The sequence below is a fragment of the Desulfosarcina sp. genome (assembly GCF_033791525.1).
Classification (GTDB): domain Bacteria; phylum Desulfobacterota; class Desulfobacteria; order Desulfobacterales; family Desulfosarcinaceae; genus Desulfosarcina.
This window is the reverse complement of record NZ_JASJGN010000189.1, coordinates 1-10888: the sequence shown is the minus strand read 5'-3', so window position 1 is coordinate 10888 and position 10888 is coordinate 1. Positions and strand designations below refer to the sequence as shown.

The window sequence follows — 10888 nt, the reverse complement described above, 5'->3', positions numbered from 1 at the left end:
TGTAAACAAAACATAAGGTGTAACCGACTCACGCCTTCTGCTATTTAGCGCAACTTTAAAGGACTCTGAAAGATTGAAGGCCGACCACAACATCTTGTGGTTGGCCTTTTTCGCATAAAAGTTGTGATATGATCGATGTATCTTTATCGAAAGAACTCTGGTCTGGAGTTGCATTTACTCCAACACATCAAAATGATATTGTTTTTTCAGATTTCTGATGGAATCTCATGTTTCAGTAAAAGCCACAGGGCCAAGATGATCTCAATCACAACCCGACTAAATAAATAGATTTATGCATTGCCTGGAAGATCAGTTTTATGAGATGAGGCCTGATCATTAAATCAAGCGCCCGGGGTAACATTTAGATTAACTTCGATCGCATTGATGGGTGCGGGCCTTCCAAAGAAATAACCCTGCCCCAAATCAAAACCAAGCTGTTTGCATACCTCTGCTTCTTCAGAGCTTTCAATACCTTCTGCGAGGGTGAGTATGCCAAGATCATGGGATGCTTTGATAAATGTCGAAATCATCTGATGCAGTCGCTTTGGTGCGAGGTGAATTTGACGGATTAAGGAGATGTCGAACTTGAGATAATCCGGAGATATGTTTGAAAGTTCCACCAACCGAGTTTGACCGACACCGAAATCATCGAAAGCCAATCCCATATCCATTTCCCCCAAAGCATCGCGTAGCTGGGGGAACTCATTTGTATCGGTGGCTGCTTTTTCATTTATTTCCAACACGATCTTGTTTAAAGGGGCGATATTGCGAATCCTCTTCAGAGATGCAAGAAGGGTCTCTATTTCGTAGATTTCAAGCTGGGTAGTATTTACGAACAGCAAAGGTGATCCAGGCAAATTTTTTCCAATCTCCACCCCCACTTCTCGGAAAAGGGAACTCAGGTCAGAGGCCAATCCAAAACACGCTGCCATGTCTAATAGTTCAGATGGGTTCGATGGCAAGTCTTCATCGTCAACACGTCCAAGAATCTCGTACCCTACCTCAGTCAAATCAGAAAATCTCGCTACCGGTTGAAAATGAGGGATTACCTTTCGATCCTGAAGCAACATCTGCAACTTTGGCTCAAAAAAGGACAAGTCTAAGATTTCTTTAGAAAGCGTTGAGTGTATGGTCTCGTGTGTTGTAGTTGAAATTGACGCACGGACGCTCTTTACCTTAAATTTATATTTCTCAATTGAGATAATATCGTTTGGTTCGAGCAATTCGGCGCGCTTGATTTTATTTTTATTGACATAAGTGCCATTGGTGCTCTCAAGATCTCGAATCCACAGCAGATTACTGCTTATGCGAATCTCGCAGTGATGTCTGGAGATACGATCATCGATTAGCTTAAGTTCGCAGTCGTCAGCGCGGCCAATCACAAAAGGAACTGACTCTATGGTAACCAGCCATTTCCGACCTGCATCCGCCACAGCCTCTAAACACCATTGCATTTTATCTCTTTATTGTAATCAATTGTAATTAAATTTGTATCTTCCTCAAACTGGTTTTCGGTACTAAATATTTTTTCTTTAATGGAAGTATTCCGTGTCCATTGTGAATCATGAAATCATTCGATCCCATGTAAAATAGTATATGGTTTGATAATGGTAACGATTCAAGAACATAACCGAGTCAAATGCCCGGACGGAACAAGAAGTGGACGGGCAGGGCCGGATTTTCGTTACCGGCCCTGCCCACTGCATAAGGAAACGCGACTCAGCGCAACGCAGATATCGGAAATCGGCTCAGTGTTGCATGTTCCCCCGCGCTGTTATTATCGGGCGGATTTTCAGAAACTTAAGGCTCCTGGGCAACCGGGGGTCTATTTTTTTCCAGGGGTTGGAAATAGGGTTGAAAACTAAAAAATGAATGCAAAAAAAGGGAGATACATTTTGTTGTAAATCCCTGTTTTCAATAGTGGCGCGCCCGGCAGGTATCGAACCTGCGACCCCCAGCTCCGGAGGCTGGTGCTCTATCCACTGAGCTACGGGCGCGATGTGTCGGGAAAAATAGAGTATCAGCTTGAACAAGTCAAGGCTGTTTTAGATCTGGAACAACGATGTCTTCGATTTTTCAAGTGCCGCTTTGGCTTCACCCACCACATACAGGGAGCCGGCGATGCAGACGGCATCCTCGAGTCTGGAGGTGGCGATGGCATGGCGAACGGCCTCTCCCACATCGGCAATGATCTGAATGTCTGCAATCAGCGGCTTGGCCACCGCTTCGAGTGTTTCGGGCGGCAGCGAACGGTCGATTTTCGCCCGGGTGATAATCAGGCGGGCGCAGGGGGCAACCAGATCCTTGAGAATCGCCTCAAAGGGCTTGTCATCCAGGATACCCGCCACCATGGTGATGCGCCGTCCGGCAAGGGTGTCTTGCAGAAAGCGCCCCAGACGCCTGGCGGCCATGAGGTTGTGTGCCCCGTCAAGAATCACGTAGGGTTTCTGGGAAACCAGTTCCAGGCGGCCCGGCCAGCGGTTTTGGGCCAGCCCGGATTGGATATGGTCCTTGCCGAGGCGGTCATGGTCGCGCATGATTAGTTCGCAGGCGGCCAGGGTCAGCGATGCGTTGTCCAGCTGATGGCTGCCCATGAGACCGGTTCGCATGCCCGTCCAGCGGTGATCCACGCCAAAATAGGAAAAGCGGTCGTCACCGCTGCGTCGCACACGGAAATCACGGCCTTTCATATAAAGCGGGGCCGATCGATCGGCGGCGATCTTCTCGATGACGTCCTTGGCGCTTTTCTGGGTCACGCCCGTGACCACCGGTATGCCCGGTTTGATGATGCCGGCCTTTTCTCCGGTAATCGCTGCGATAGTGCCACCGAGGTAGGTTTTGTGTTCCAGCGATATGTTGGTGATGATGCTCAACGCCGGTGAGACGACATTGGTGGCATCCATCCGTCCGCCCATGCCGGTTTCGATAATGGCGCAGTCGACCTTGCATCGGGCGAATTCATAAAAGGCCATGGCCGTGGAAAACTCGAAAAAGGTGGGTTCCCGATCGCCTTGGTGGACGGATTTGACCGCCTCCCAGGATGCCACCACCGCATCGTCGGAAATGGGAGTGCCGTCGACGCAGATTCTTTCGTTGAATCGGATCAGGTGTGGAGAGGTGTAGAGCCCGACGCGATATCCGGCTAAGTGCAGGATCGTTGCCAAGGCGGAAGCGATCGATCCTTTGCCGTTGGTGCCGGCGATGTGGATGGACGAAAAGGTGTGCTGGGGATTGCCCAGGCCGTCGAGGATGTCGGTGATGGTCGACAGGCCAAGGATTATGCCGAATCGTCTCATGCGGTACATGGCATTGAGGCATTCGGTGTAAGCGCTGGTTGGCATGGCGGCGACTCCTTACCAAACAAAAACCCGGCGGGGAGGCGCTCCCTGCCGGGTTATGTCGTCAAACGGGTGTCGCTAACGGTATCTCCTGCTTCTTGCAACAGCGATGCGCTGTCTGCGCAGGGCCTCACGTTCTTTGCGACGACGGAACTCGCTCGGTTTCTCGTAGCTCTTTTTAAGCTTCAAGCGTTTGAACAGACCATCGTTCTGAATTTTTTTCTTCAGAATCCGCATGGCTTTCTCGAGATCGTTGTCGAAGACTTTGACTTCAATTGCTTTCAAACTGGCTCAACCCCCTTTTTTTCCCATCGCGTAGACAAGTTGGCGTTGCACCCTCAACCGTGATGGTTATTTCGAAAATTTTTAAAACGTAACTAGTATCAGGTAAAAATACTATTATCAACAAAATAAATTCTTAGACGTGGAAGTTCGCTGGTTGCCCGCTGATCGGATCGGGGGATCGTCGGCGGGGATGCAGGGACTGAAACGGTGAGGCGTTCACCGTTTCACCGAGGATACGCTTAGTCCAGTTTTGAGACCAGCTCGGCGGTCACGTCCTGTACGCTGGGGGCACCGTCTAAGGTGAGGTACTTCATGGATCCGCCCTTTGCGGCCAGATCCCTGAAGTAATAAGCCGATGCCAGGGTCCCTACGGTGGCGTCATAGTAAATGTTATGGCGTTTGTTGATGGCCGCTTCGTCCTGATCGTCGTCTCTGGTCTTCAGGTCGCCGCCGCAAACCCGGCACTTGTCTCCGTCGGGCTTGATGGCATCGATGTAAATGTTGTTGGGGTGGTTGTTGTCGTTCACACACAGGCGGCGCCCCATGATGCGGTTCTTGGCGATTTCGCGGTCCAGCAAAATCTCGACGACAATGTCCAGGGCCATGCCGGCTTTCTTAAGGGCTTCATCCAGTTTGATGGCCTGGTTTTTGTTGCGGGGGAATCCATCCAGCAGCCAGCCATTTTTGCAATCGTCCTGCTGCAGCCGGTCGAGGATCATGGGAATGGTGATCTCATCCGGGACCAGGTCGCCTTTGTCGATGTAGGCTTTTGCCTGGGCACCCAGTTCGGTTCCCTTGCCGATGTTTTCACGAAAGATCGCACCGGACTCGATGTGGGGGGTGTTGTACTTGTCTTTCAGGATTGAGCCTTGCGTACCTTTACCGCTGCCGTTGGGGCCAAAAAACAAGATGTTCATTCACCTTCTCCTTTCTGTTTCCCGTTCACTTGCACAGGATCTTTGAAAATACCAATCACACCGCGATGCCGGTGGTCACCCATTCGGACCGGAGGTTGGGAATTCCGTGCAATCGTCGGTTGCCGTTCTTTTTCGTTGTGTGCGGTTGAGGGCCGCATCCACTGTCAATGATTGTTTTCAGGCGGGCTGGCACCGAAGTGTGTTTTCTCCAGCTATCCGCGTTAGTACAGAAATGATGGGGGCTTGTCAAGCATCGGCATGGGGGGCGGGGGGCTCAGGGTTCCGGGTCCTGGCATCCTGCGGCCTTTAAAGAAAATAAAACATTGAACAAGCATGGGTATACGCAACAGGCATGATAAAAATGAACATCGAACGCCCAACATCGAATGGTGAATGGAAACAATGAGCAACAGACATCTGATTTGGAAAAGGGATTTCTGGCGTATGCGGTGTCGATTTAAATGAATGTTCGTTGAACAACGAACAAACAACCCAGGCGGGCAACTCTGTTCTGGTGGGATTATGGATCAGAGCAGGGACGTGAGTTGATCCAAACCCTGTTTCACCCCGCACCGCAGCACCGCCATGGCGATTACTTTTTATTCGGCGTTGGACGCTCGATGTTCGATGTTGGACGTTCAGCTTTTTTTATCGCGCGGGTATTGAAGTTTCATTCAACGGGCAAAGATTGTCTTTAGGCGTAACCTTTTTCAGGATTCTTCTAAGTAGGTGCCAACCCATTTCAGGGCCTGATTACGGGTGGCCAATTTGCCGGATAGCCGGCCTTCATCCACTCGGTTCAGAATGTGTTTGAATCGGGGAGAAGGGGAGAGGCCGAAAACCGCAATGAGGTCATTCCCGCTAATCAGTGGCGGCACGGTGGCCTGGCGGTCTTTGTAGTCGATGTAGGCGTTGAGCAGGCCATCGCAAAAATTGAGGAAGCCGCTGTCCCTCTCCTGCATGCCCTCACCTTTAGCCATGATATCGGCCATGGCATGCACGATGATCGGCAGGGTCAGGTCGCCGCATCGGTTAAAAAAACGGACCGTGCCCGTTCGGCCGAGGCTGCCGTTTTCTGATGCCAGGTAAAGGAACAGCGGCCGGATATGGTGGCGGATTACGGCATCGGAAACATGGCGCTGCCGGTTGGACAGTCGTAGGCGGCGGCTGATTGCCGTGGCGATGGCGGCACTTTCTGCAGCGTGACCGCGAAAGCGGACGCGCCCATCACTGTCGACCTGCCGGGTGGCCGGCTTTCCCACATCATGCAACAGGGCTGCATATTTCAACATGGCCGCGTGTTCGGACAGTTGCGCGTTACCAGCGATGCTTGCCAACCGTGGGAAACGGGCGTCAATTTCGGACAACAGGGTTTCCAGTGCGTCATACACCCGGAGGCTGTGATCGAACACATCGAACGGGTGATGGCGGTTCTGGGTGCAACCGACGGCGGGTTGCAGCTCCGGAAAAATCGCCGTGAGCAGTCCACTGGCGGCCATGCGCATAATGACGGGTGAGGAATCGACAGTGCTGAATATCTTGACCAGTTCCGCCCAGACCCGTTCTCCGGCGACGCTGCCGATAAGGTGGCGATGCCTGCCGATGGCCGCCTCGGTCCCGGCGGCGATGGAATAATGCAGCACCGCCGCCATGCGGTAGGCCCGGACCAGTCTGGCCGGGTCTTTCTCAAAGGCCGCCGGCGAAACCATGCGGATCTTTTTATGCTGCATATCCACCTGTCCGCCGGTGCAGTCCACCAGGCGACGCGCTTTGATGTCGTAGGCCATGGCGTTGATCGTGAAATCCCGCTGTTGCAGATCGGATTCGATGGATGGGTGCTCAAGGGGCGTGATGTCGATGGTCGTTTCCGGCGATGCGACCCTTAATACGTCAAAGCCCTTTTTACCCAGATCGATGATGCTGCCGCCGGTCTTTTCCGCGATCTGTCGGGCGGCACGGTCGATATTCCCGGCCACCACCAGGTCGATGTCTGCCGGGGGATGACCGGCCAGCAAGTCGCGTACGATTCCGCCTACCAGGTAGATGCCGTCTGGATCGTCGGGTAGGAAATTGAGGTTGATTTCAGCTAACTCATCCATTTATCACACAATAATTACCCCTGTAGGTGCCGGTGCGGCCGGGCGGCCAGCCGGTGACGGCAACGCTCTCGCCGGCAGGCTCAAATTCCCTTGACACCAGCGGATTCATAGTATAAAAATTTTACTTATTCTCACGGATAGACCCGTCTGGTGGGGTAAATTCGAATAACTTCTATCACAAAAACACGCATATTCCTCCAAAAAAAGCCAACAGTCCAACCCAATTCACCCGAAAGGCACCATCGTAAAGTGAAATCCGAAATGCTGGCTTAGGGTGTGAAACCTTGTCGCCATTGATGGTAACCGGAAAACGGGGTCGCTGTTGTTTGCTTAATATAGTCAATTGCTGTTGCCGGACAGCATTTGCAGGTGATGTGCGCTAATCAATCCTAAAATGGGGTGTGTTGATGAACATCGTAGAGTTGAAAAACAAGAAGATTAATGAACTGACCAAATTGGCCAAGCAGCTCAATATCGAAGGTGCTGCCGGCATGCGCAAGCAGGAACTGATCTTTTCCCTGCTCCAGGCCCAGATTGAGAAAGACGGACTCATTTTCGGAGAGGGAACGCTGGAGATCCTGCCGGACGGATTTGGCTTTCTGCGAGCACCCAATTACAACTACCTGCCCGGCCCCGACGACATCTATGTTTCACCGTCGCAGATCAGGCGGTTCAACCTGAGAACCGGCGACACCGTCTCCGGCCAGATTCGTCAGCCCAAGGAAACCGAACGCTATTTTGCCCTGCTGAAGGTGGAGGCCGTCAACTATGAAGATCCGGAAGTGGCTCGGGAAAAGATCCTTTTCGACAACCTGACGCCCCTGTATCCGGAAGACAAGATCAACCTGGAGAACGAGCCGGAGAACTATTCCGCCCGGATCATGGACCTGTTGACGCCCATCGGATTCGGCCAGCGCGGGCTGATCGTGTCGCCGCCCCGTTCCGGTAAAACCATGCTGCTCCAATGCATTGCCAATTGCATCGTGAAGAACCACAAGGATATCGTGCTCTTCGTCCTGCTCATCGACGAACGCCCGGAAGAGGTCACGGACATGCAGCGATCGGTGAGAGGGGAGGTGATCAGTTCCACCTTTGACGAACCGGCCGAGCGCCATGTTCAGGTGGCCGAGATGGTCATCGAAAAGGCCAAGCGGCTGACGGAGCACAAAAAAAACGTGGTGATCCTGTTGGACAGCGTTACCCGTCTGGCTCGCGCCTACAACTCGGTCATGCCCCCCAGCGGCAAGATCCTTTCCGGTGGTGTGGACTCAAACGCGCTGCAGCGGCCCAAACGCTTTTTCGGTGCCGCCCGAAACATCGAGGAGGGGGGCAGCCTGACCATCATCGCCACCGCCTTGGTGGATACCGGTTCACGCATGGATGAAGTTATCTTCGAGGAGTTCAAGGGCACCGGTAATATGGAAATCCAGCTGGATCGCCGCCTGGCCGACAAGCGCATCTTCCCGGCCATTGACATCAAGAAATCCGGGACCCGCAAGGAGGAACTGCTCCTCGACGAGAAAACCTTGAACCGCGTCTGGATTCTCAGGAAACTGTTTGCCTCCTTGAATCCGTCGGACAGCCTCGAATTTTTACTTGAAAAAATGAACGGAACAAAGGATAATGCGGATTTCTTGGATTCTATGAACGCTTAAAATATCTACAGGGGGTTGAAATTACAATGAAAGCCAACATCCATCCGGATTATTCCGAAACAACCATCCAGTGTGCCTGCGGCAACACGGTCGAGGTGGGATCTACCAGACAAGACATACGCGTGGAGATCTGCTCCAAATGCCACCCGTTTTTTACCGGCAAACAGAAGCTGATCGACACGGCCGGCCGCATCGAACGGTTCAGAAAAAAATACGAAAAATTCCAGAATCAATAGCGCTCCTGCTCTGTCTTCCCACAGGCTGCGTCCGGTGCCCGGCTGATTAAGCCGGCATCGGGACCTGCCGGCCCTGACCATTCCGATACCCTTATTATTTATCATCGAACGGAACTGCCGACCCTGAGAAACCGTTGAATGGATGCGGTGGCATCCCGTCATGAATGGGTGGTGCGACATGTTTGACAAATTAAAAGGTGTTGAAGATCGTTCCCATGAGCTGGAGCGGCTGTTGTCCGATCCGAAGGTCGTTCAGGACAGAGACGCCTATCAAAAGTATATTCGGGAGCATGCGGAGATTTCATCCGTCGTGGCCGCCTTCAGGGAGTTCAAGCGGGTGGACCGGGAGCTGGATGACAGCCTCGAATTGATGCACGATGAAGATCCCGAAATGAAAAAGATGGCCGGCGATGAGGTTGACCGGCTGGAGCGGGAAAAGGAGCGGCTGCAGGAAGAACTCAAAATTCTTCTGGTTCCCAAGGACCCGCTGGACGACAAGAATGTGATCCTGGAGATCCGTGCCGGTACCGGCGGCGATGAGGCCGGGCTTTTTGCCGGTGACCTGTTCAAGATGTACCAGCGATATGCCGATGCCCGCGGGTGGAAGGTGGATGTGATGGATCACCATACCACCGGTGTGGGGGGGCTCAAAGAGATCATTGCCAACGTCAACGGCAAAGGGGCCTACAGTCGTCTGAAGTTCGAAAGCGGCACCCATCGGGTTCAACGGGTACCCACCACCGAGACCCAGGGAAGGATTCATACCTCCGCCGTGACCGTGGCCGTGCTTCCCGAGGCGGAGGAGATCGAAGTCAATATCGATACCAATGAACTGAAGGTGGATGTATTTCGATCCTCCGGACCCGGCGGCCAGTCGGTCAACACCACCGATTCGGCGGTGCGCATCACCCACCTGCCGTCCGGCCTGGTGGTTACCTGCCAGGACGAAAAATCCCAGCACAAGAACAAAGCCAAAGCGATGAAAGTGCTGCGTTCCCGGCTGCTGGACCAGATGGTCAGGGAACAGGACGAGGAGCGCTCCCAGAATCGCAGAAGTCAGGTGGGCAGCGGCGACCGCAGCGAGCGGATAAGGACCTACAATTTCCCCCAGGGCCGGGTCACCGACCACCGCATCGGGTTGACCCTGTATCGGCTGGAATCCATTCTCCAGGGCAATGTGGACGAGGTCATCGATTCGCTGATCACCTACTACCAGAGTCAGGCACTCCAGCATGCCGAACGCGTCGACGGATAAGCCGTCACGATGGACCACCCTGGACCTGGTTAAATGGACGGCCGGGTATTTCAGGGACCACCAGGTTGAAAGCGCCCGCAGCGAGGCGGAAATCCTTCTGGCCCATACCTTGAAGACCCGGCGCATCGACCTCTATCTGAACCACGACCAGCCCCTGTGTGAAGATGAACTCAAACGGTTCAAATCCCTGATCAAAAGACGGGTTGACGGTGAACCCGTGGCGTATATTACCGGTACCCGGGAATTCTGGTCCCTGGCACTGGCGGTCAATCCATCGGTGCTGATTCCCCGGCCGGAAACCGAATGCCTGGTGGAGGCGGTGCTGCCTCTCCTCGACGGTCACGACGGATCGAAGAAGCGGGTGTTGGAGATGGGGGCCGGATCCGGTGCCATCACCATTGCCCTGGCCCACGAGCATCCCGAGCACCGTTACGTGGCCATGGACCGATCCGAGGCTGCCGTGCAAACAGCCCGGCAAAATGCCCGGATGCACCAGGTAGACCATATAGTCGACTGGTTCTGCGGAGACTGGGATGCGGCGCTGGTGCCGGACCGCGAGACGTTCGACCTGATCGTTTCCAATCCGCCCTATATCCGCAGCCGCGATATCAACGGCCTTCAGCCGGAAATCCGCAACCACGAGCCCCGTATGGCCCTGGATGGAGACGGCGACGGCCTGAGGTGCATTCGACACATCATCGAATCGGCCCACCGGCACCTGAGAACCGGCGGCCTGGTCGTGCTGGAGATGGGGGCTGACCAGAAAAAGGATGTCCTGGCTATCGCCTGGGAGGTAGGAAAATACAGAGCACCGCAAATCGTCAAAGACTACAGCGGGCATGATCGCGTCGCGCTGATGGAAAAGAGCGGTTGAAGGGTTGTTTGGTTTAACCCAAACAAGCGATTCACCTTTCTCGAAGAAGGTCGATTGGTAACGATCACGGTTGGGTACTATCGATTGTTGTATTCAAAAGGTGAAACCCATTGGGTTTGCCGATCTTTATCCGCCTCAGGCGGATCACCCCATCTTCGGCGTTAGCTATCGCCGCGCATAGTCCACTATTGCGCGACGACATCTGCCTTGAATCTGCGGCAAGCTCGAC

Annotated in this window: 9 protein-coding genes and 1 tRNA gene; 4 read left to right on the top strand and 6 right to left on the bottom strand. The window is 53.5% G+C overall.

Going from position 1 to position 10888, the window contains the following annotated elements; translation table 11 throughout:
- Positions 1-341 precede the first annotated feature (341 nt).
- The 6 genes from QNK41_RS09245 to QNK41_RS09220 all read right to left on the bottom strand — a co-directional run bounded on the left by QNK41_RS09245 (position 342) and on the right by QNK41_RS09220 (position 6639).
- The gene (locus QNK41_RS09245; protein ID WP_319256010.1) at positions 342-1454 is read right to left on the bottom strand and encodes an EAL domain-containing protein; all 1113 of its coding nucleotides are present in this window, start codon (positions 1452-1454) and stop codon (positions 342-344) included.
- A gap of 467 nt (positions 1455-1921) precedes the next feature.
- Positions 1922-1997, bottom strand: a tRNA-Arg gene (locus QNK41_RS09240).
- A gap of 48 nt (positions 1998-2045) precedes the next feature.
- The gene (locus QNK41_RS09235; protein ID WP_319256009.1) at positions 2046-3341 is read right to left on the bottom strand and encodes a folylpolyglutamate synthase/dihydrofolate synthase family protein; all 1296 of its coding nucleotides are present in this window, start codon (positions 3339-3341) and stop codon (positions 2046-2048) included.
- A 75-nt stretch (positions 3342-3416) separates the two neighbouring features.
- The gene (gene rpsU, locus QNK41_RS09230; RefSeq protein WP_319256007.1) at positions 3417-3623 is read right to left on the bottom strand and encodes a 30S ribosomal protein S21; all 207 of its coding nucleotides are present in this window, start codon (positions 3621-3623) and stop codon (positions 3417-3419) included.
- A gap of 239 nt (positions 3624-3862) precedes the next feature.
- Positions 3863-4540: an adenylate kinase gene (locus QNK41_RS09225; protein WP_319256005.1), complete on the bottom strand. Its 678-nt coding sequence runs from the start codon at positions 4538-4540 to the stop codon at positions 3863-3865.
- Between the two features lie 710 nt (positions 4541-5250).
- The gene (locus tag QNK41_RS09220; protein ID WP_319256003.1) at positions 5251-6639 is read right to left on the bottom strand and encodes a CCA tRNA nucleotidyltransferase; all 1389 of its coding nucleotides are present in this window, start codon (positions 6637-6639) and stop codon (positions 5251-5253) included.
- Between the two features lie 407 nt (positions 6640-7046).
- Between QNK41_RS09220 and rho the strand changes: the two genes are divergently transcribed.
- The 4 genes from rho to prmC all read left to right on the top strand — a co-directional run bounded on the left by rho (position 7047) and on the right by prmC (position 10659).
- The gene (gene rho / locus QNK41_RS09215; protein ID WP_319256001.1) at positions 7047-8294 is read left to right on the top strand and encodes a transcription termination factor Rho; all 1248 of its coding nucleotides are present in this window, start codon (positions 7047-7049) and stop codon (positions 8292-8294) included.
- 26 nt (positions 8295-8320) lie between these two features.
- On the top strand, positions 8321-8530 hold the full coding sequence (gene rpmE, locus QNK41_RS09210) for a 50S ribosomal protein L31 (protein ID WP_319256000.1): 210 nt from the start codon (positions 8321-8323) through the stop codon (positions 8528-8530).
- A 178-nt stretch (positions 8531-8708) separates the two neighbouring features.
- Positions 8709-9785: a peptide chain release factor 1 gene (prfA, locus tag QNK41_RS09205; RefSeq protein ID WP_413815133.1), complete on the top strand. Its 1077-nt coding sequence runs from the start codon at positions 8709-8711 to the stop codon at positions 9783-9785.
- A complete protein-coding gene (gene prmC / locus QNK41_RS09200) occupies positions 9763-10659 on the top strand; it encodes a peptide chain release factor N(5)-glutamine methyltransferase (RefSeq protein ID WP_319255996.1) in 897 nt (298 codons plus the stop codon). Before prfA ends, prmC begins: the two co-directional genes overlap by 23 nt.
- Positions 10660-10888: the final 229 nt, after the last annotated feature.

What these genes read in the sequence shown, in the direction of transcription:
- QNK41_RS09245 (WP_319256010.1), bottom strand. Translation starts at nt 1,454, where the DNA reads ATGCAATGGTGTTTAGAGGCTGTGGCGGATGCAGGTCGGAAATGGCTG.
- QNK41_RS09235 (WP_319256009.1), bottom strand. Translation starts at nt 3,341, where the DNA reads ATGCCAACCAGCGCTTACACCGAATGCCTCAATGCCATGTACCGCATG.
- QNK41_RS09225 (WP_319256005.1), bottom strand. Translation starts at nt 4,540, where the DNA reads ATGAACATCTTGTTTTTTGGCCCCAACGGCAGCGGTAAAGGTACGCAA.
- QNK41_RS09220 (WP_319256003.1), bottom strand. Translation starts at nt 6,639, where the DNA reads ATGGATGAGTTAGCTGAAATCAACCTCAATTTCCTACCCGACGATCCA.
- rho (WP_319256001.1), top strand. Translation starts at nt 7,047, where the DNA reads ATGAACATCGTAGAGTTGAAAAACAAGAAGATTAATGAACTGACCAAA.
- rpmE (WP_319256000.1), top strand. Translation starts at nt 8,321, where the DNA reads ATGAAAGCCAACATCCATCCGGATTATTCCGAAACAACCATCCAGTGT.
- prfA (WP_413815133.1), top strand. Translation starts at nt 8,709, where the DNA reads ATGTTTGACAAATTAAAAGGTGTTGAAGATCGTTCCCATGAGCTGGAG.
- prmC (WP_319255996.1), top strand. Translation starts at nt 9,763, where the DNA reads ATGCCGAACGCGTCGACGGATAAGCCGTCACGATGGACCACCCTGGAC.